The organism is Pedobacter sp. FW305-3-2-15-E-R2A2, from assembly GCF_038446955.1.
Classification (GTDB): Bacteria; Bacteroidota; Bacteroidia; order Sphingobacteriales; family Sphingobacteriaceae; genus Pedobacter.
In genome coordinates this window covers 1,531,332-1,552,747 of the sequence record NZ_CP151803.1, presented here as the reverse complement: position 1 = coordinate 1,552,747, position 21,416 = coordinate 1,531,332, and the positions used below count along the sequence as shown (strand labels likewise).

Annotated in this window: 16 protein-coding genes; 6 read left to right on the top strand and 10 right to left on the bottom strand. The window is 44.3% G+C overall.

Features of this window, described 5'->3' with window-relative positions; genetic code table 11:
* The first annotated feature begins 300 nt into the window (after window positions 1–300).
* The 3 genes from AAFF35_RS06500 to AAFF35_RS06490 all read left to right on the top strand — a co-directional run bounded on the left by AAFF35_RS06500 (window position 301) and on the right by AAFF35_RS06490 (window position 5,390).
* On the top strand, window positions 301–2,133 hold the full coding sequence (locus AAFF35_RS06500; protein WP_342331591.1) for a M60 family metallopeptidase: 1,833 nt from the start codon (window positions 301–303) through the stop codon (window positions 2,131–2,133).
* 162 nt (window positions 2,134–2,295) lie between these two features.
* Window positions 2,296–4,686 carry a TonB-dependent receptor gene (locus AAFF35_RS06495; RefSeq protein WP_342331590.1) on the top strand — a complete coding sequence of 797 codons (2,391 nt, stop codon included), beginning with the start codon at window positions 2,296–2,298 and terminating at the stop codon, window positions 4,684–4,686.
* 110 nt (window positions 4,687–4,796) lie between these two features.
* Entirely contained in the window at window positions 4,797–5,390 is a 594-nt protein-coding gene (locus AAFF35_RS06490; RefSeq protein WP_342331589.1) for a class I SAM-dependent methyltransferase, read from the top strand.
* Here AAFF35_RS06490 and AAFF35_RS06485 read toward each other — a convergent pair.
* The 4 genes from AAFF35_RS06485 to AAFF35_RS06470 all read right to left on the bottom strand — a co-directional run bounded on the left by AAFF35_RS06485 (window position 5,368) and on the right by AAFF35_RS06470 (window position 11,094).
* Window positions 5,368–5,637 carry a hypothetical protein gene (locus AAFF35_RS06485; RefSeq protein WP_342331588.1) on the bottom strand — a complete coding sequence of 90 codons (270 nt, stop codon included), beginning with the start codon at window positions 5,635–5,637 and terminating at the stop codon, window positions 5,368–5,370. The genes AAFF35_RS06490 and AAFF35_RS06485 overlap by 23 nt on opposite strands.
* A 51-nt stretch (window positions 5,638–5,688) precedes the next feature.
* Entirely contained in the window at window positions 5,689–7,899 is a 2,211-nt protein-coding gene (locus AAFF35_RS06480) for a family 20 glycosylhydrolase (protein ID WP_342331587.1), read from the bottom strand.
* 154 nt (window positions 7,900–8,053) lie between these two features.
* Window positions 8,054–10,189, bottom strand: coding sequence for an ATP-binding protein (locus tag AAFF35_RS06475; protein ID WP_342331586.1), 2,136 nt, complete (start codon window positions 10,187–10,189; stop codon window positions 8,054–8,056).
* A gap of 125 nt (window positions 10,190–10,314) precedes the next feature.
* Entirely contained in the window at window positions 10,315–11,094 is a 780-nt protein-coding gene (locus AAFF35_RS06470; protein WP_342331585.1) for a hypothetical protein, read from the bottom strand.
* Window positions 11,095–11,202: 108 nt separating this feature from the next.
* On the opposite strand from AAFF35_RS06470, the gene AAFF35_RS06465 reads away from it, so the two are divergent.
* Window positions 11,203–11,694 carry a GNAT family N-acetyltransferase gene (locus tag AAFF35_RS06465; protein WP_342331584.1) on the top strand — a complete coding sequence of 164 codons (492 nt, stop codon included), beginning with the start codon at window positions 11,203–11,205 and terminating at the stop codon, window positions 11,692–11,694.
* Window positions 11,691–12,167, top strand: a complete 477-nt coding sequence (locus AAFF35_RS06460) for a MarR family transcriptional regulator (RefSeq protein WP_342331583.1) — start codon at window positions 11,691–11,693, stop codon at window positions 12,165–12,167. Before AAFF35_RS06465 ends, AAFF35_RS06460 begins: the two co-directional genes overlap by 4 nt.
* 15 nt (window positions 12,168–12,182) lie before the next feature.
* Here AAFF35_RS06460 and AAFF35_RS06455 read toward each other — a convergent pair whose 3' ends face one another.
* The 5 genes from AAFF35_RS06455 to pepE are packed head-to-tail and all read right to left on the bottom strand — an operon-like array spanning window position 12,183 to window position 16,575.
* Window positions 12,183–13,361: an NRAMP family divalent metal transporter gene (locus tag AAFF35_RS06455; RefSeq protein WP_342331582.1), complete on the bottom strand. Its 1,179-nt coding sequence runs from the start codon at window positions 13,359–13,361 to the stop codon at window positions 12,183–12,185.
* A complete protein-coding gene (locus tag AAFF35_RS06450; protein ID WP_342331581.1) occupies window positions 13,358–14,158 on the bottom strand; it encodes a 5-oxoprolinase subunit PxpA in 801 nt (266 codons plus the stop codon). The genes AAFF35_RS06455 and AAFF35_RS06450 overlap by 4 nt, the downstream gene beginning before the upstream one ends.
* A complete protein-coding gene (locus AAFF35_RS06445) occupies window positions 14,151–15,116 on the bottom strand; it encodes a biotin-dependent carboxyltransferase family protein (RefSeq protein WP_342331580.1) in 966 nt (321 codons plus the stop codon). The genes AAFF35_RS06450 and AAFF35_RS06445 overlap by 8 nt, the downstream gene beginning before the upstream one ends.
* Window positions 15,106–15,816, bottom strand: a complete 711-nt coding sequence (pxpB, locus tag AAFF35_RS06440; protein WP_342331579.1) for a 5-oxoprolinase subunit PxpB — start codon at window positions 15,814–15,816, stop codon at window positions 15,106–15,108. Before pxpB ends, AAFF35_RS06445 begins: the two co-directional genes overlap by 11 nt.
* Window positions 15,817–15,873: 57 nt before the next feature.
* Complete coding sequence (gene pepE / locus AAFF35_RS06435; RefSeq protein WP_342331578.1) at window positions 15,874–16,575, bottom strand: dipeptidase PepE; 702 nt, start codon at window positions 16,573–16,575, stop codon at window positions 15,874–15,876.
* Between the two features lie 198 nt (window positions 16,576–16,773).
* On the opposite strand from pepE, the gene AAFF35_RS06430 reads away from it, so the two are divergent.
* Window positions 16,774–17,577 carry a glycoside hydrolase family 16 protein gene (locus tag AAFF35_RS06430; RefSeq protein ID WP_342331577.1) on the top strand — a complete coding sequence of 268 codons (804 nt, stop codon included), beginning with the start codon at window positions 16,774–16,776 and terminating at the stop codon, window positions 17,575–17,577.
* Between the two features lie 84 nt (window positions 17,578–17,661).
* Here the strand turns inward: AAFF35_RS06430 and purL are convergent, their stop codons facing one another.
* Complete coding sequence (gene purL / locus AAFF35_RS06425) at window positions 17,662–21,327, bottom strand: phosphoribosylformylglycinamidine synthase (RefSeq protein WP_342333354.1); 3,666 nt, start codon at window positions 21,325–21,327, stop codon at window positions 17,662–17,664.
* Between the last annotated feature and the right edge of the window lie 89 nt (window positions 21,328–21,416).

Genomic DNA, 21,416 nt, shown 5'->3' with positions numbered 1-21,416 from the left:
TTAAAGGGCGACAAGAACAGGCGGCATAAATTCTTGTTTTTAAGCCCTAATCATGGCCAGCGGTTGCCAATTCCATCATTTCTGCAGCCTTTCACACTTCCTTTCAAACACCTCATTTCTGTCATATCTAACTGATGATCAACCGGTCATGCAAACGTTTGCGCTGAGCTTTCTCCCGGTCTTTAAGGACATTATTTGTAAATTTTATTCAGCACTAACCCTGCTACACTTTAAGGCTCAGGAATGAGTCGATACCTTAAACTGACCATTTAAAACCTAACCTAATCAATCCCAACCAACATGAATTTAAAACCTCTAAACTTTCTCAGTGCCATCATCATAGGTATGGTGCTTTCCAGTGGATGCAAACAGCAAAAAATACTCCCCGAACAAAACATTGCTGTCCATGATCAAACAGCGGCCAACAGCAATAACCCCAATATCAACACGACCATTGGAACCAATATTCAGGTCTTTAATGAATTAAAATCGGGGACGGCTGAAGGCACACGCCTGAACATTAATCCCTGGTCTGATTTTGACGCAACCGGTTTTTATTTAGCCCCAAATGCGACCTTACAGGTCACCGTGGAGCAACTTACCGGAACCGCAAAGCCAAAGATCCTGGTCGGTACTTATTCCAGATATGAAGTGAAAAATAACCCTCAGGAATTTGCGTTAACCATTGGAACGAACAACATCACCGCCGACCAATATGGAGGCCTGATCTGGGTTCGCTTTGGCACCTCAGGTACACCTTCATCCAGTGCAAAGATTACTTTTGTAAGCGGTCATCAAAGGGTTCCGGTGTACATTAAAAATCAAACCACTCCTACCGACTGGGCCAATCAGCTTTCTACCTATACCAGTTCACCTGATGTGATTCTCATGGGCGACCGGGTCTATCAGGTCTATTCCAGAACAAGGGCTGTAAATACACAAAGCCAGGACAACAATTATGTGCTGAGCAAAGCCGATCAGACGATGGAAGTCGAAGATGCTTTTAGTGGAATGGATGGTTCTGCTCCCCAGCATCAGCTAAATGTGAATCAGCGCATGCTGATGACCGAGAACGATGGTACAGGCTGGATGTTTGCCACCTGGTATCGCACGGCTTATGTTACCGCCGCGGCACCCGCTGCCTTTACCTCAACTATTGGTACCGTTGATGGCTGGGGTCCATGGCATGAACTAGGGCACATGCACCAACAAGCTGCCTGGAAATGGAGCACCCTGGGGGAAGTCACGGTGAACATTTACAGTCTGGCTGTGGAACGTGCCATGGGCGTTAGTCCGTCGAGGCTTAAACGGGATAATGTATGGCCTGCCGTTGCCACTTACCTGGCGAATACCAGTCCGTCTAAAAATTTCAACAGCGACGCCATTATGACCAATGGCACCTGGGTCAGACTGGCGATGTTCCATCAACTCTGGATGGCCTTCGGTGATAATTTTTACAAGGACCTGCATAAAATAACCCGTGTTGAATTGCCTAATGTCAGCACTGATGCCGAAAAAATGCGCTACTTTATGCTCAAATCCTGTAGTGTATCCGGCCGGAACCTGACCAATTTCTTCAGAAAATGGGGTTTTCTGGTCAACGAAAGCGTGTACACCGAAATTGCAGGTCTGGGCTTACCTCAGCCGTCCGTTGAGCCAAGTACCCTCAGCGAAGACAATACCGGCATTGAGTCCGGCGCAACTTATAAGCTCATTTCTGCAGTAAATAACACCAGTCTGGTTGATGTTTCAGGGAGTGGTACTGCCAACGGCACATTGGTGGCCCTTTGGAGCAATAACAGCCCCAGTACGTTGAACCAGCAATGGAAAGTAACCAGTGTGGGCAGTGGTTATTATAAATTACAGCCTTTGCATGCCTTGACTAAAGTGATGGATGTTACCGGCGGACTCAGTACCAATGGTACACAGATTCAGCTCTATGATGATGCAGGCACAAATGGACAAAAATGGCAGATCAAAGATGTAGGAGCGGGTTATTATAGCCTTGTTCCTGCCTGTGCACCTTTGTCACAACTGGATGTTAACGGAGGTTTCACTGCCGGAGGAACTAAAATTCAAATATGGACCGCAAGCTCCGGGAATTCACAAAAATTCAAATTTGTAAAGCAATAGCTTAACACTCCCTTATTTCGGTTTAAGTGAAAAAGCATCAGGAAATCCTGATGCTTTTTTTATGGCCTAAGAAAAATAGCACAGCACGCTGTTTGTAATTAATCTAAATAAAGACTTACTTTGCGCGTAAATATTATTTAAACCATAAAAATATACGCGTATATGAAATTTTTACGAATCCTGTTGTTATTGAGTGTCAGCTTTAATCTTGCCATGGCACAACAAAGTGCAGGGATAAAAGGAAGGGTGACGACCGCTGATGGCCATGGGGCAGGTTATGTTTCTGTTAAATTACTGGGAAAACCATTTGGGGCTACCACAGATAAAAACGGTGATTATACCATAGCACAGGTAACTCCGGGAAAATATACCATTAAGGTCAGCGCAATTGGCTTATCTTCACAAACAAGGTCGATAGAGGTGATCGCTTCTGCTATCGTTACGGCCGACTTCATTCTGAATGAAAAACTCAGTACCCTTACTGAGGTCAACATTTCGACCAATAAAAGGAAGTATAAAACCGATAAGGTCTCTACTTCCCTAAGGTTAGCGGCACCATTGCTGGAAATCCCTCAAAATATTCAGGTGGTCACTTCCGCAGCATTGGCAGATCAGCAGATCATCAGCATGAGTGACGGTTTGATCCGAAATGTGAGTGGTGCAGTAAGATTGGAACACTGGGGTGATTTATATGCCAATATCCTGATGCGTGGATCACAAATCCAGGCTTTTAGAAATGGTTTTAACGTAGTGAGTTCTTTTTGGGGGCCACTTACCGAAGACATGAGTTTTGTAGACCATATTGAATTTGTAAAAGGCCCTGCAGGATTTATGCTCGCCAACGGTGATCCAAGTGGTCTGTATAATGTGGTGACGAAAAAGCCTACGGGAGAAACCAAAGGAGAAGTAAGCATGACTTTAGGAAGTTACGACCTATACCGCACGGCTGTAGACCTGGACGGAAAATTAAGCAGAGACGGACGTTTATTGTATCGCCTGAATGCAGCCGGACAAAACAAAAAATCACACCGTGCCAATGAGTATAACAACAGGTATAGCTTTGCTCCTGTAATTTCTTACCAGCTGGACGATAAGACAAAAATCACTGCGGAGTATACACTTCAATATGCAAAAATGAGCGACATCGGTTCTTATTATGCCTTCTCCCCTTTTGGATACGGGACACTACCTGTAGATTTCACTGCAATGCCTCCGGGCCTGAGCCCAACAAGAATCAATGACCACAGCGCCTTTCTGAACCTGGAACATCAGTTGAGTGACCAATGGAAATTAACCGCTCAGGGTTCCTATTTCAACTATTCACAAAGCGGAACAAGCATGTGGCCATCGGACGTAAATGCCCAGGGAAAAATGATCAGAGCGGTAGGCATCTGGGATGCTAAAAGCGAAATGACCATGGGTCAGGTGTTCCTGAATGGCGCGGTTAAAACGGGCAGCGTTCAACACCGCATCCTTGCCGGACTGGACGTTGGGACGAAGGATTATATGGCAGATTGGGCACAAGGCCATAATCTGGATACCGTTGGCGGAGAATTTGACCCCTTAAATCCGGTATACGGCGCTCCGGCAAACGGTTACCCTCAGTACGACCGCACATTGGATTTACCGGCAAGAGCCGTTAAAGCAGGTGGAATAATGGACCAGAGGTACAGTGGGATTTATGTTCAGGACGAACTTGGTTTTCTTGAAAATAAGATCCGCCTTACCCTTGCCGGAAGGTACACCTATGTGACGCAGTCGCAATGGGGAGGCGCACAAACCAAAGCAAAACATTTTAGTCCGCGTATTGGTCTAAGCGTGTCTGTAGATAAGAACCTCTCTGTTTATGGTTTATACGATCAGGCATTTATCCCGCAAGGCGGAAAATTAGCTGGTGGAGGAAACATAAAACCGGTGACCGGAAACAATATGGAAATCGGTCTAAAGAAGGATTGGTTTGATGGCAAATGGAATACCACCATTTCTGCTTACCGGATCATCAAGAAAAATGAGCTTACCGGAGATCCGAACAGTGCGCCAAACTCAGGATTAAGTGTTGTACTTGGAGAAAAAACATCACAAGGGATAGAATTTGATTTAAAGGGGGAAATCCTGACCGGATTAAATGCCATGGTTAACTATGCGTATACCGATTCAAAAGTCACGGAAGCAACTGCCGGAACGAGCTTTATCAAAGGACAGCTGACTCCTGGTTTTGCTAAACATACCATCAACTCATGGCTGGAATATAAAGTTCAGGATGGAGCATTAAAAGGCACAGGACTTTCGGGGAGCTTTACTTACCTGATTGACCGGGCAACTGCAAACTACAGCACCACCAATCCGGAACAAAATTTACCGGATTACTTTAAGCTGAACGCAGGTGCATTCTGGGAAAAAGACAAGATTAAGCTCACACTGAATGTGTTCAATCTCTTAGATAAATATTTATATAGCGGAAGTTATTATACCAATTATTTCTCCTCGCCAGCCTATTCATGGCAAACAGAAGCGCCAAGAAATTACAGGTTAACCCTGGCTTATAAGTTCTAAAAACCTTTTTAAATCCAGCAAGCCAGCCTTTCCGGCTGATGCTTGCTGGACATTGCACAATAGTTGTAAGTTCATCTGTTAATATTTAAATTTGATTCCATAAGACCTATATGTTTAGCGAAATCAGTCAGCCATTAAAAGAAAGAATGCAGTATCTGGAAGCGATCGACCTTAGAGACCGGACAGATGGAACACCCAGAAGTAAGAGACTGCGACAGATCAATGCGGATACCGGAAAATTCCTGTCTCTTCTTGCCGTTAATTTACCGGAAGGGGAAATCATTGAAATCGGGACCAGTGCCGGTTACTCTACCCTATGGCTGGCTTTTGCAGCGAAAGAGCAGGGAAGGATGGTCAGGACTTTTGAGATTGACGAAGAAAAAGTGAAGCTCGCCAGGGAAACTTTCCGGATTGCCGGATTGGAAGCTCATATTGAGCTTATCCATGGAGACTTTTTAAACCATGCCCCGCAGCTGGGTCCAATTGCTTTTTGCTTTATGGATGCAGAAAAAGAAATCTATAAGAATTGTTTCGAAGCCATTGCTACTAAAATGGTATTCAATGGACTGATCGTCGCCGACAATGCCATAGATCAATATGAAGGCATCAAGCCGATGATTGATCAGGTGCTTAAAGACGAGCGGTTTGATGCCTTAACCGTTCCAATTGGCAATGGAGAATTTATTTGTAGAAGGAAGGCTTAAGCTTAATCACTTCTCCTTTTTTATTCAGCAAGACCTGGATCTTCGTATTCTTAGACCTCGCAGTCTTACACTTTCCTTTGAATGAGCCGATTTCAGCAAACCTTTGTCCTGATCTGTTGATATACCCAATCTCATAACCACCCTCCCAGGAGTAATGTCCGGTTGTCATCAGCCGTTTTCCTGCAAGTGCATATTCGGTGGTAACGACACTGAACAGTGTCATTACCGAGAGCATTAACGTTTTCATAAAGGTAAAGTTATCATTATTTACATCAAACCAGTCAGTTCCTTTACCTTCTTAATTTTTTCTGATCATGACCACACCATTGCTATCGTTACTCACGTCTCCACGTACTTTAGCTTTGATACTGAAAGCAGCACCGGTTTCGTAATTGCTGATCTGAAACTTGTACTCATTGTCTTTCGTCGATCCTCCGGTAAATCCTTCATGTACATCTTCCGCAATCTTCTGTCCGTTTTTAAAAACCTCTACGCTCTGGATATCCAGTCTGGACGTTCCTTCGGTATACCAGAAAGAAAGCGTATAAGCTCCGTTTGCATTGATCTTTCCGGAGCCATTCATTTCAAAAACAGCGAAGTCTTTACCTTTTACTTTTGAAGGGTTCCAGTCTGCCACAAATTCCCCATATTTCCTGAACTTCTCATATTTCTCTGGGAAGTATAATGGTAGAGAATACTGGTTGCTGTTCATCACTGTAATTGCGTAAAAATCGTTCAGTTTGGCAACCGTTACTGCTCCGTTGTAGATCGCAGAATGAACATTTGGAAGTGTTCCATCGGTTGTATACCTGATTTGTGCGTCCTTTACCGTGTTTTCCAGCTTTATGGTATATCCCTGATCTCCTTTTTCATTGCTGATCAGTTTAGGCTGAGGCAAACGATAGCCATAACCCGCCTGATCGTAACGGTTGTAATGCGTGCTCTGGCGTTGTTCAAAAGCAGTCCAGCTTTGTCTTGCTACCGGTGTCCAGCAGACTTCAGCCAATGCAGACATCCTTGGAAAGGTCAGGTAGTCGAAATATTTCTCCGAACGGTTTTCATTGAGCTGTGGAAGCTCCTGAAGTATGGTTCCATGGATAAACTGGTCTGACCATAAGGTTGCAGATGCACCTAAGATCAGGGGGCGGTATTTTTCGTCCATACCTTTCAGCATCGGGTTCAATTGGTAGACCTTTTCCAAAGAAATTGGCGGAAGCCATCCGGCGGCTTTAATTTCTCCGGGAATACTGCTTTCAGCAACATCAAAATAGCAATATCCGGTCAGCGACATCACAGAATAATGTCCTGCTTCTGCGGCCTTAAATGCTTTTTTCTCATCGTGCCAAACCATTCCTACCGCTTTCTCTTTCAAGCCATCTTCAATGATTTCATCCCAGCCAACAATGGTCTTTCCATATTTCTTAACCATCGTTTGTACCCTTTGATTAAAGTATACCTGCAATTCCTTTTCTGTTTTCAATCCCAGTTCATTCTTTTTCTTCTGGCAATGCGGACATTCTTTCCAGCGGTCGTAAACGGCTTCATCACCACCAATATGAATATATTTAGAAGGGAATATGGCGAACGTTTCTTTAAATACGTCTGCTAAAAAATCGAAAGTCGATTCTCTGCCCACACAATAGATGTCTTTGCTGATGAAATGCTGAGCCGGAACTTCATGTTGTTCTCCTGTACAAGCCAAAAACGGATAAGCAGCGATAGAAGCCAGCGCATGTGCCGGCAATTCAATTTCCGGAATGATGTCTACGTTTCTTAAGGTCGCGTAAGCCACCATTTCTTTCATGTCTTCCTGGGTATAATAACCTCCTGTTCTTTCTGGCCCCACTCCTCTCCAGGCTCCTATTGAAGTTAACTTTGGATATTTTTTGATCTCCATACGCCATCCCGCATCATCGGTCAGGTGCAGGTGAAGGGTATTCATTTTGTACATGGCCATCATATCGATGAACCTCAGTACATAGTCTTTTCCGAAAAAATAACGGGACACATCCAGCATCATTCCCCTCCAGGGATAAAGCGGGGCATCTTCGATTAAGGCACCTTTAACCTCCCAGTTCACTGATTTTTGGCGTTGTTTGTTATAGATTTCTGCAGGCAGCATTTGCAATAGCGTCTGGATGCCATAGAAAACACCCGCACTGTGCTGACCAGTGATCTGGATCAGGTCTTTATTCACACTGAGACGATAACTTTCCTTATTAGCTGATCCCGGGTTGCCGGTGCTCAAAACAATTCCTTTGGTTGGATTTTTCGCTTCTTCCGGTATAAAGTCAAATCCCGTAGCCGGAGATAACGCTGCAGCCAGTAGTTCTGCCTGAGGCTTCAGGCCTTTTTCAAACCAGATCTTAGTTTGTGGCCTGATCACAAACGGACTTCCCCGTTCTTCTACTTTTTTAGGAAGCGGAATAATGTTCAGTTGTGCCAAAACCGGAGCGCTTACAAATAGTATTGCAGCCATTAACAGGAAACCATGGAGTTTATTTTTCATCACCTACTTTGTTATCGTCAATCACAATTTTAGTGAAATAATAACCAAAAACAGCTACTGAAAAACAGCATTCTGTACACAAACGATTGCATTTCGCATTTCAATCGTTTGCGTAATTTTACAATGACTGATCGGCAGGCTTAAAAAAACAGAATTAGTTGATGTAATCCAGTATTTTCTCCATCAATTCTGTTTCTGTAAACGGTTTGATGATGTAATCATTAAGCCCTGCAGAAATATAGCGGTCATGTGATTCACTGGTGATTTGTCCGGTGATGGCGATCACAGGCAATTGTGCCTTGGTGGGATCCTCCAGCGCACGGATTCTTTTGGTCAGTTCAATACCATCCATTTCGGGCATCTGGATATCTGTGAGGACCATATCATATCGCTTATCCTCCAGGAAGGTGAGCGCTTCCTGTCCGTCATTTGCGGTATCAAAGCTAATTCCCAGTTTCTTAAAGATCATTTTTATGACCAGCAAATTCATTTCCGAATCGTCGACCACCAGGAGGTGAAGGTCTTTGAACCGGTCGCTGTTGATGACCGGAGATTTCTCCCCTGCACGGTCTTCTGTATCTTTTGGGGCAATGGCATAAGGGATTTCCAGGATAAAGGTAGAGCCCTTACCCAGGCTGCTTTCCACAGAGATCTTTCCTCTATGCAATTCCACAAGCTTCTTGCTGATCGGCAAGCCCAGTCCTGAGCCCTTTTGCCAGTCGCTGCGTTTCGAATTGATGACCTGTGAAAATTCATTGAAGATCAAAGGAAGGTTCTCATTTGAAATCCCTATTCCCGTATCTATGACTTTAATTAATAAAGTAGCTTGTTTTTCATCTGCCTTCTTAACACTCACATGAATGCTCACTTTTCCTTTATCCGTAAACTTGATGGCATTGGCGGTCAGGTTCATGACGATCTGTTTCAGTCGGTAAGGATCGCCATCGAGCAACAGGTCCGGAGCTGCGCCCTGTACCAATTCCAGAATTAATCCTTTCTGATCTGCCAGAACCCTAGCGGTTTCAGAGATTTCTTTCAGAATCCTTTTATAGCGGAACGATGTTTTCGCCAGGGATAACTTTCCTGTTTCCAACCTTGAAAAATCCAGCACTTCATTTACCGCCGACAATAACATGGAAGAAGAGTTGTCCAGTAGTTTAGACATGGAGCGCTGGTCTTCATTCAGCGGCGTAGATTTCAACTGTTCTGACACCCCTATGATCGCATTTAAAGGCGTTCTCATTTCATGGCTGATGCTCGTAAAGAACCTCGATTTAATGACCACCTGCTCTGCCGCCAGCTGGTTTGCTTTCACCGTCTTATCATAGGCATTATAGAGCTTCCACATCAACAGAATGATGGCGAGGTAAGACAATATGCTGATTCCAAAATTGATCTGTCCTGATCTGCCTATGGCCTGAACAGAGCTGTTTGCCCGATCTTTTAAAGAGGCCTTTTTTGCTTCAGAATTGATGCTCTCCTCATTTCTGAATTCCTGAAACAATTGTTTTATGCTTTGAAATATTTTTTCATTGAGCTTCAAAATGGCCTCTTCCTTCTGGCCCAGTTTTTTACGGTTATTTTTTAAGTCTTCATACAGACCGGCATAGAAACGCTCAATCCGCTCCAGCTGCTTTTTATTATATTCATCTACATTGGAAGGAGCTTGTTCATAAGTCACTTCTGTTTTGAGTGTTTTAACCGAATCTTTAAGTTCTTCTTTATTCAGGATGGCGTTTTTCAGACGCTTAAAGAACTTCTCTTTTTTTACTTCCGGGGAGGCTTTCAATTGTTCTACCTTGGTTGTCTTTTTCAAGGTGGCCTTAGGGGTAGGTCTTAACTTGGGTACATCTCCGGTGATCTTGAGCAATTCCAGTTCCACATTGACGTTGTTCAGGGAATCGGTCAGCTTCTTAATTTCACCGTAAAGCATCATTTGCCCTTTCTTACTCTTCAGGTCGCCGACAATATGACCGGAGATCTTGCTGGTGTCTTCCACGGTCAGGTCTTCCAGCAAACCAGAGATCAAAAGCACTTCTTTGGTATATTTTTTAAAGTATACGGTATCCCACAAAGTGGTGTACATTCTGAAATTATTCTCTGCAGTTTGCAGGCTCATGGTAATGGTATCCAGCTTAGAGATCTGACGGCTGTTTCCTTCTAATTCTTTAAGACTTGATATCAATACCCGTTGTTCCGACCGCTGAACTACTGAATTACGAAAAAGAAAAGCAATAAATAAAAGTATTATTACCGATATAACCAGGAAAGAGCGCTGCTTGTTTTTCATTGATAAGAAAACTGGACCTATAAAATTTTCAGTAAGACCTCTGGGTGTTAAGGTTACAAAATTCAAAGTTAAACATAATTTATAAGAACGCTAAAACAAGATACTAATTATGAGCCGATATAGATCTACTGTATCGGATTGTTTACACCACAGAGCATATAACCGAGCAGCGGTTGGCATTTTTCGGCACAAGAGGCATAAAAACCGCCTTCTTTGCGGTGTCCGGAGGCAGTTTCCTTTCCCCAGAAAAACTCAGCCATGCTGATGGGTTTCAAATGATGTATTGCTGCATAATTCAATAATTTCGGTGCACAGCAATCGCCGGTTCCTACAGGAATTCCTTTTTCCAGGTAAAAAGCAGCTTCCAGTGATCGTTTTTCGTTCCTGAAATTGTGAATTTCGTAAAGGGCATTGAGTTTCGCGAGGATGCCATGGGAAACGATTCTTCTTTCGGCGATCTTCAAATACCATTCTTTAGATTCTTTAGGCAAGGTAGCAATCAGATCTGTGAGGGGATGAATGTCGAGATTTCCAAGGGCTACTTCGGCTACAAAACGATGTTCATCTACCAATGGAGGAACCCATCCGGAAACATTCCAGACCCCATTGTGCCGGGAAGAAAAAGCGCGTAGGATCACTTCTTTCCCTTCCGCATCCTGGCAGACCAGGATGCCAAACATCCTGCCTCTCATCGCAGTATATAGTCCATCTGTAGACAAGCGCGGATCCGCATCTTCCAGTGCAACATCAAAGTCTATTCTCCGGTGTTCCGCAAGTTCAGCCATCAGCGCATGGCAATGAGGTATAGCGAGTTCCGATGGCAACTCGTGCATTTCCCCACAATCCTTACAATAGCCAAAACAGGAAATGGCATCTGTATTTTCTTTCCCTTCATCTGTTACCATATCTTCCCTTAGCCACAATATTTCAACAAAGATAAGTAAAAAAACAAAATCAGCTTGTATATATGTAGTCAACTACGTAGTTTTGAATTACAATAATTCAAATGACAAATGGAAGTTTTAATCGTACCCATCAAAAATGAATCTTCGGCAGCAGTGATCGACATCATTCTGCCCATTCAGCAAATAGAGTTTAATGTTCCGATTACTTTAAATGATCAACCCGATTTACTGGACATTGAAAATGCGTACTATCAGACCGGCGGCGGTTTCTGGGGCGCAAAGGTGAATGAAGAACTTGCCGGTACCATTGCTTTGATTAAGTACGACAACGATTCGGCAGCGATCAGAAAAATGTTTGTGAAAAAGGATTTCAGAGGTAAAGCGCTTGGACTGGCGCAGCTGCTGCTGGAAACACTCATTGCGTACTGCAAAGAAAAGAACATCCGCCACCTGTACCTTGGAACGGTTTCTGTGCTCCAGGCGGCCATGCGTTTTTACGAAAGAAACGGATTTGAGAAAATTGAGAAGTCGGCACTTCCCGAATTATTTCCACTCATGAGTGCTGACAATGTATTTTATCATTTAGCGATCAAATCATGAATGTAATTGATGAATCGGGCATTCTTGCCATCTCTACAAGGCTTCAAAGGTTGAGCGAGCAGTTCAGAAAGGACGGGGCATTGCTGTATAAAAGTTATGACATTGATTTTGAGCCCAAATGGTTTCCTGTAATTTATACCCTTCATCACAAAGGGATCCTGGGTGTCGTGGATCTGGCTTCTGAAATCGGATACACCCACCCTTCCACCATCAGCCTGTTGAAAGAACTGGAAAAGCAAAAGCTGATCCGCTCTAAGAAGGATAAAAAAGACGAACGGAAACGCCTGATTCAATTGAGCAGCAAGGGAGAAGAACTGATTATCCGGATGCAACCCGTCTGGCAATTAATGGTCGGCGTCTTTACCGAAATTACTGCCACAGAGAATAACCTGCTCAAAGCCATTACCGAGGTAGAGGAAAAGCTGAAACAACAAGGTTTTCTACAAAGGGCATTACAGGCGGCGGCTAAGTAAGCATCCGCCTTTTGCTTAGCTGATCATTCCAAACAGCACTTTCCCACTCATGAAGGTCATGATCAACACCACCAATACGCCAAAGCAGGTCAGCCAGACCGGGTGTTTATAATCCCCGACAATACGGGTTTTGTAAGCCGCAAAAAGAATGGTAGCCAGGGTAACCGGCAGGATAAAACCATTCACCACTCCGGCAAGGATCAGGAGCTTTACCGGTTTCCCGACCAGGATAAAGATGAAAGTCGAAACCAGGATAAAAGCAATGATCACTTTGTTTTCATTTTTAGCGATCTTAGGACTGAAAGATTTCACAAAAGAAACGGAAGTATAAGCAGAACCAATCACTGAAGTTACTGCAGCAGAAAACATCACCAGGCCAAACAGGCGATAACCGATTTCGCCCGCAGCCAGCTGAAAGACAGAAGCCGTAGGATTACCCGCATCGATCGCCAGCTCCTTACTGATCACACCCAACGAAGCCAGAAACAGGAAGATACGAACCAGCGAGGCTACAGAAATTCCCATTACCGCACTCGTGCTCACTTCCTGCAAAGCCCCTTTTCCCTTAATTCCGGCATCCAGTAAACGGTGACCTCCGGAGAAGGTGATGTACCCCCCAACCGTACCGCCTACTAAAGTAACAATGGTAACCAGGTCTATTTTTAAGGGAACGAAAGTCCTCAGTACGGCCTCTCCTACCGGAGGAGCTGAAGTGATGGCGATGTAAATGATGACAATGATCATGATGAAACCCATGACCTGTGCAAAACGGTCCATGGCCTTTCCCGCTTCCCTGATCAGGAAAATGGCAACGGCCAGCGCAGCAGAAATCACCGCTCCGGTAGTTACCGAAACGCCCAATAAAGCCTGAAGCCCCAGTCCCGCACCCGCGATGTTGCCGATATTAAAAGCCAGTCCGCCTAAAACAATCAGCAGGGAAATGAAGCCTCCCAAACCGGGAAGCAGCATATTTGCAATGTCCTGAGCTCTTTTTTCGGAGACCGCGATCACCCTCCAGATGTTCAGCTGGACACCAATATCGATGATAATGGAAGTGAGGATAACGAATCCAAAGCTTGCGCCCAATGATTGCGTAAAGACCGTGGTCTGTGTTAAAAAGCCCGGGCCAATGGCAGAGGTTGCCATTAGAAATGCGGCCCCCATAAGGACACTTCTGTTTTTTATGATCTTCATTCAGCGGAATTATTGGCGATCGCACGCGGTTGATTGGTGGAAGATAAGGTAATCCCTTCCTTCTTAAAAGCAGCATAAATGCCTTTGGCAAATGCTACAGCCGAATGTCCATCTCCATGAATGCAAATGGTATCCGCTTTAATGCTAACCGGAGTCCCCTGTTGAGAAAGCACCTCTCCTTCTTTGATCATTTTAATGACCTGAGCGATGGCCAGCTCATGATCGGTGATCAGGGCATTGGCTTGTTTCCTGGAGGTCAGGCTGCCGTCCTGCTGATAGGTCCGGTCTGCAAAGACCTCATTGGCCACCTGTAAACCGACTGCTGTTCCGGCATGGATCAACTCCGAACCAGACAATCCATATAAAATAAGTTCCGGATCAACTTTGTATACTGCTTCTGCAATCGCGACTGCAAGACCTTTATTTGCCGCGGCCATATTGTACAATGCACCATGAGGTTTCACATGCTGCATTGATCCGCCTTCGGATTTCACGAAAGCAGTCAGGGCACCGATCTGATAAACCACCATATCATAAGCCTCTTCGGGGCTGATCGCCATTTCCCTTCTCCCGAAGCCCTGTAAATCGGGCAATCCCGGATGTGCACCGATAGCGACACCATGCTTCAGCGCCAGGCGAACGGTCTTTTTCATCACCGCAGGATCTCCTGCATGAAAACCACAGGCAATGTTGGCCGAAGAAACGAAAGGCAATATGGCTTCATCATTTCCGATATCGAAAGCCCCAAAGCCTTCCCCCATATCGCAATTCAGATCAGCGGTATAACGGTTAACCATTGATTGGATATTTAAAAGTTAATGTTTGTTTGAGTTGTCTGAGTTCCTGTTCCGCAGAAATCAGCAGGGTTTGTGCCTGAGCTAAGGTAATTAATTCAAAGCTTAAAAGATCGCCGGTCTGGAATTGTGCCAGCTTACCTAAGTCCACACTGACTACCTGTAGGATTCTGGGATAACCACCGGTCGTCTGATGATCCGCCATTAAGACAATCGGATTTCCTTCCGCAGTTACCTGGACCGTTCCGAAAGCCACCGCAGAAGATAACATGTCTTGCTTTTTACGCAGTTTTAATTGAGCCCCTTCCAGGCGATAGCCCATCCGGTCTGCTTCCTTACTGATCTTAAATTTCTCTGTAAGTATTGCGGCGATACTTTTTTCATGAAAGCCTTCAAATTCAGGTCCTTTAACCACTCTGATAACCTCATCCTGTGATCGCTGATACATTTTAGGGCTGAGCGACCACTTGAATCCAACTGGCAGTTCAGGTGTAGCAGATTTGAAAGGGATCAGGTCTCCTGTTTTTAAAGCCCTGCCTTCCAAACCGCCAAAACCAGCACGAAGGTAAGTGGAATAGCTCCCCAATACCTGTGGCAGGTCGAAACCTCCATGAATCGTCAGATAAGTACGGCATCCTGAGCGGGCCTGACCGAAAGATAACACTGCGCCTTTATGGACAAATACCGGACGCCACATTGGAGCCGGGATGCCGTCAATTTCAGCAGAAAGATCGGCACCGGTAATGGCCATGAGCTGATCTTCTTCAAAAAGAAGAAAAGGCCCCATCAATGTGCATTCTATACCGGCTTCTCCGCCTGTATTTCCAACGAGCATATTGCCTAATTTCAAGGCATGGGCATCCATTGCACCAGCTACGATGATCCCATCTTTACGGTATCCATAACGTCCGGCATCCTGAATGGTCGTGAGTAAGCCTCCTTTAAGCACCTTAATCCCCATTTTTACTCCTCCTTATTTTCTTAAACTCTTTTTCGGAAATTGCGACAAAGCGTACTTTATCACCCGCTTTAAGGAATGCAGGAACTTCCCTGTTCAGGTCAAAAAGATCAATCGGACTTCTGCCGATGATCTGCCATCCTCCCGGGGTTTCAATGGGATAGATCCCTGTTTGTTCCCCTGCGATGCCTACCGATCCGGCAGCAATTTTCATTCTTGGTGTATCTTTTCTTGGGGTAGCAATCAATTCGTTCATTCCGCCGAGATAAGGAAAGCCAGGTGCAAAACCGATCATATACACCAGGTATTCCGGGGCGGTATGAAGGGCAATTACTTCAGCGGTGCTGATCTTATTATGACTGGCTACAAAGTCCAGATCCGGCCCCCATTCGCCCCCATATAGAACGGGAATGTCCAATACCGGGCCCGATGGAACCTCCTGTTCTTCCAGCACTTCATTTGCCATTTCCTGAAGGAGCGGCAGCAATTTAGTGTAGTTGATGACCCAGGGTTCATAATATAAGGTCACCGTAGTAAATGCAGGTACATATTCGATAAAACCTTCAAAGCTATACTCATCCAGGTAAGCACATATCGCCCGCACCTTTGCATTGATGGCAGGACTGATCTGATCACCAAGCTGGATCACGACTGCGGCATCACCAAGCGGATAGCATTTAAAAGAATTTGTTTTCTGTGTCATTTAAAAATCGCCTCAAAACAAATATAATGATATAATACCGGCGATTTCCGTCCCGGGTTAAAATCTTAATACCGAGCCTGACTCCAGTTCATAAGGTGCCATTTGTGGTCTGAATATGCGGGAAGGCCTGTTTCCTACAGTCGTTACCTCTTCCCCCTGAACGCGGATCCAGCTTCCCTCCCTGAGCCCCACTACCGGAGTGTCATTAAAGACATGGAATTCTTTGATCCGGGTTTCTCTGGTTTCGCCGTTATGTGTGCTGTTTGGATCCGGATCCAGATAATGCGCATTAATGTTAAAAGGAACAAGTCCCATCGTGGTAAAATCAGGAGGATATACAATGGGCATATCGTTTGTATTCTTCATATTGAGGCCACCGATATTGCTGCCTGCGCTCGTCCCCAGATAAGGGGTGCCAGCTTCCACGGCTATTTTAAGGTCCTCCATCAGGTTGAGTTGATGAAGCTGTTGAACCAGCAGGAAGGTATTCCCTCCTCCCGTGAAAAAACCTTCCGCCTGTTGGATGGCTTCCAGAGGATCAGTAAAAGTATGAAGCCCCCTTACGCTAATGTTCAGGGAATGAAATACCTCTCTGACCTTCTCTGTATACTCATCATGGCTGATGCCTCCGGGACGTGCAAAGGGAATAAATACAATCTCAGAAATCCCTTCAAAGAAAGACTTTAATTCGGGCAGGAGATAAGCCAGATATTCTTCTCCAAACAGGGTTGAGGTACTTGCAAGCAGTATATTTTTCATCAGTACATAATTATTAATGGTAGTGAAGCTATCATAAATAGCTTCATTGCTTTTTATAAGCGGTATGCAATATTAAACACTTAGGCGGAGCTATAAAATTTATTCGTCCTTTAATTGGTAAAAGTCCGGGTTTCCCTGCACTTGTGTTTAGACATCAGAGATGTCTGACAAAATTTATCAACCCTATAATCAACCAAAATGAAAAAAATCTATGTTATGGCAATACTTGCCATCGTCTTCTTCTCGTGTAAGAAAGACTCAAATGCTGAAAACGCAGGTCATCCTAAATCAGAAAAAGTAAATTCAAAATCAGCAGTAGTCCCTGTTCCGGGGGCAACCATCATCAATTTCAGTGGCTATACCTGGCAGGTTAAAAATGTAACAGATCTCGCTGTGGGTGGTCCCGGACCTAATTATTGGGCCAACAGCAGTGTATGGGTAGATGCACAAGGTCTGCTCCATTTAAGAATCAAAAGAGATCCCGCTACGGGAAGGTGGAATTGCGCTGAGGTCAGTTCCCTGCAGGAGTTTGGCTATGGTTCTTATGTATGGAAAGTGGAAGGCGCAGTAGATCAACTGGACAAAAATGTAATCTTAGGCCTGTTCAATTATAAAAGCGGCGATGACGGACATCATGAGGTAGACATCGAGTTTGCAAGATGGGGCAATTCGGCATGGCCTAATTTCAATTATACCGTTTATCCGGCTTATGGAGATCCTGCAACGCGTAAATTCAATACTTATGAGCTTGCGCTAAACGGCACTTACTCTACCTACAAATTTCAGCGAAACAGTCAGAAGGTGACTTACAAAGCTTATCACGGACACAATGAACTCGAAGGCAATTCCTTCTTTCCATGGAGTACTCCGGATTCGGGTTTCCCGGTGAGCACAGAAGCTTTGCCTGTACACATGAATTTATGGTTATTCAATGGACTCGCGCCTTCAAATGCACAGGAAGTGGAGATCATCATCCATTCTTTCCAGTTTACCCCTGCCTAACTTTAAAATTAAAAATCCCCCCGGTACAAAAAGAGCAGCCTTTTGGGCTGCTCTTTTGTTATGAATTGTCTTTTAGATCTGCTATTATTTGCTGGTATTTTCCAACCATTTTCTCGCATTTACAAAGGCTTCCATCCATGGCGTTACTTCATCTTTACGTCCCTGAGGATAGTTAGCCCAATGCCATTGGAATAAAGAGCGCTCAATGTGAGGCATCATTACCAGGTGTCTTCCTGATTGATCACATAACATTGCAGTATTGTAATCCGATCCGTTTGGATTTGCCGGATAGCTTTCATAGCCATATTTAGCGACAATACCGTACTGATCTTCCGCATATGGCAACTGGAATTTACCTTCTCCATGAGATACCCATACCCCTAAAGTACTTCCGGCAAGACTGGATAACATCACAGAATTGTTTTCCTGTATCGTTAATGAGGTGAAAATACTCTCATGCTTCTGACTTTCGTTGTGTAGCATTTTAGGTTTTTCTTCATGGTTTTTATTGATCAGGCCTAATTCCACGAATAGCTGACAACCATTACAGATTCCCACAGAAAGGGTATCCTCACGTTTGAAGAAATTCTCCAATGCGACCCTTGCTTTTTCATTGTATAAAAATGCACCTGCCCAACCTTTAGCTGACCCCAGTACGTCTGAGTTAGAGAAACCTCCTACCGCACCGATAAACTGAATGTCTTCCAATGTTTCACGACCAGAGATTAAATCGGTCATGTGTACATCTTTTACATCAAAACCAGCAAGGAACATGGCATTGGCAAGTTCACGCTCCGAGTTACTTCCTTTCTCTCTAAGAACCGCAGCTTTAGGCCTTGGTTTAGATTCGTCGATAACCGGTTTTTTACCATCAAACTGCAATGGGAAAGTATAGTTCAGGACATGGTTCTTATAGTTGTCAAATCTTTCTTTCGCTTTAACAGGACCAGCTTGTTTTTGGTCTAAAAGGTAAGAAGTTTTGAACCATACATCACGTAGGTGATCAATATCAAAAGTATGGCTTGTTGCTGAGTTTTTAACGGTTAAGGTCGCTTCACTTTTTACTTCACCAATTTTATGGTAAGCAACACCCGCTGTAGTAAGCAATGCTTCTACACTCGCGTCTGCCTGGAATACGATTCCGATATTTTCTGCGAAAAGCACTTTAATCAGGTCTTCATTTCCTAAAGCAGAAAGGTCGATTTCCGCACCAAGGTTTCTATCGGCGAAGCAAAGCTCTAATAAAGTAGTGATCAAACCACCACTACCAATGTCATGACCTGCCTGGATTTTCCCTGCTTTGATCAGTTCCTGAACCGTATTGAAAGCGGTTTTAAATGCTGCTGCATCCTTTACATCCGGAGTTTCATTGCCAATCCTGTTTAAAGTCTGTGCAAATGAAGATCCTCCAAGTTTATAGGCATCACCGGAAAGGTTGATGTAATAAACTGATCCACCATTTTTCTGAAGTACCGGTTCTACGACTGCGGTAATGTCGTCACAATGACCACCTGCAGAGATGATTACTGTACCTGGGGCGATCACCTCGCCATCAGGGTATTTCTGTTTCATCGACAGGGAATCTTTTCCTGTTGGGATATTAATCCCTAAGTCGATTGCAAATTCCGAGCATGCTTTTACCGCTTCATATAAACGTGCATCTTCTCCTTCGTTCTTACAAGCCCACATCCAGTTGGCAGAAAGTGAAACACTTTCCAATCCATCTTTTAAGGGAGCCCATACAATATTTGAAAGTGATTCTGCAATGGCATTGCGACTTCCTGCTGCTGCGTCGATCAGTGCAGATAGTGGCGCATGTCCTACAGAAGTAGCGATACCATCTTTTCCCTGATAATCAAGTGCCATTACACCACAGTTATTTAAAGGCAACTGTAATGGTCCTGCGCATTGTTGTTTGGCTACTCTTCCACCTACACAACGGTCAACTTTGTTTGTTAACCAGTCTTTGGAAGCTACTGCTTCCAGCTGTAGGACCTGTTCCAGGTAAGTATCGATCTTAGTATGATCGTAAGCTACTGCTTCGTATTTCCTGTCGACCGTTTTATCTTCCATCACCACTTTCGGTGAGCTTCCGAACATATCTTTCAGCTCCAGATCCATTGGTTTTAAGCCAGTGGTTTTAGAAGCAAAAGTAAAGCGGTGATCGCCGGTTACTTCTCCAACAGTATACATTGGGCTGCGTTCACGTTCCGCGATTTTGTTTAAGGTATCGATATGGTCTTTTCCGATCACCAATCCCATACGTTCCTGAGATTCGTTTCCTATAATTTCTTTGGCAGAAAGTGTAGGATCGCCAACCGGCAGTTTATCCAGGTCAATCAGACCACCAGTTTCTTCTACAAGTTCAGAAAGACAGTTTAAGTGTCCTCCGGCACCATGATCATGAATCGAAACAATCGCATTCACATCACTTTCCACCATTCCACGAACGGTGTTTGCCGCTCTTTTTTGCATCTCCGGGTTGGAGCGTTGGATGGCATTCAGCTCAATGCTGGAACCCAGGGCACCGGTATCTGCTGAAGATACTGCTGCACCTCCCATACCAATGCGGTAATTTTCACCACCAAGGATCACAATCTGATCTCCTGTAGATGGTTTATGTTTTTGAGCCTGATCCGCTTTTCCGTAGCCTACGCCACCTGCAAGCATGATCACTTTATCATATCCTAATTTACGGCCTTCTTCTTCGTGTTCAAAGGTTAATACTGATCCTGTGATCAGGGGTTGTCCGAATTTATTTCCAAAATCAGAAGCACCATTTGAGGCTTTGATCAGGATGTCCATTGGGGTTTGATACAACCATTTTCTTTCGTCCACTCCTTTTTCCCAGGGACGATCTTCTGTTAATCTGGACAAAGCAGTCATATATACTGCTGTACCTGCAAGAGGTAAAGATCCTTGTCCGCCTGCCAGCCTGTCTCTGATCTCACCACCTGATCCTGTAGCAGCACCATTAAAAGGCTCCACAGTGGTTGGGAAGTTATGGGTTTCCGCTTTTATAGAGATGACGGAATCAAAATCTTTCAATTGGTAGTATTCAGGCACATCTGCTCTTTTAGGAGCAAACTGCTGTACCCTTGGTCCTTTAACAAAGGCCACATTATCTTTATAGGCAGAAACAATCCCGTTAGGATTTAATTCTGATGTTTTACGGATCAGTTTAAACAGGGAAGAAGGTTGCTCCTGGCCATCGATCACAAAAGTTCCGTTAAAGATTTTATGGCGACAATGTTCAGAGTTGACCTGAGAAAAACCAAATACTTCTGAATCCGTTAATTTACGGCCCAGATTTTCGGCCAATTTATTTAAGTAATCAACTTCTTCGTCACTTAATGATAGTCCTTCCTGTTTGTTGTAAGCTGCAATGTCGCTGATTTCCAGGATTGGCTCCGGCTGAACGTTCGTAGTGAATACCTCCTGCCCCAGTCCGTCGTATTTTTGAAACAACATGTGGTCATAATTCGAGGCATCAGCAGTTGACTGCTCAAACTCTTCAATCCGGATAATGCCCTGAAGGTCCATATTCTGGGTGATTTCTACGGCATTGGTACTCCATGGGGTCACCATTGCTGCCCTTGGGCCAACAAAGAATCCACTTAAAGATGTTTCCGATTTAACTTTTGCGCCTCCAAACAGCCAACTTAATTTTGAAATATCAGATGGTGTAAGGCTCCGGTTTATTTGCAAGACATAAATCTTGGCAGATGGGGTTTCGAAGAAAAAGATCATATTCATAAAGTGATGCAAAGATACTTTAAAAAGTAATAATGATGCAATTGAAAAGCAATGAAAATAACGGTAGTCCGAAGCTTTGACCC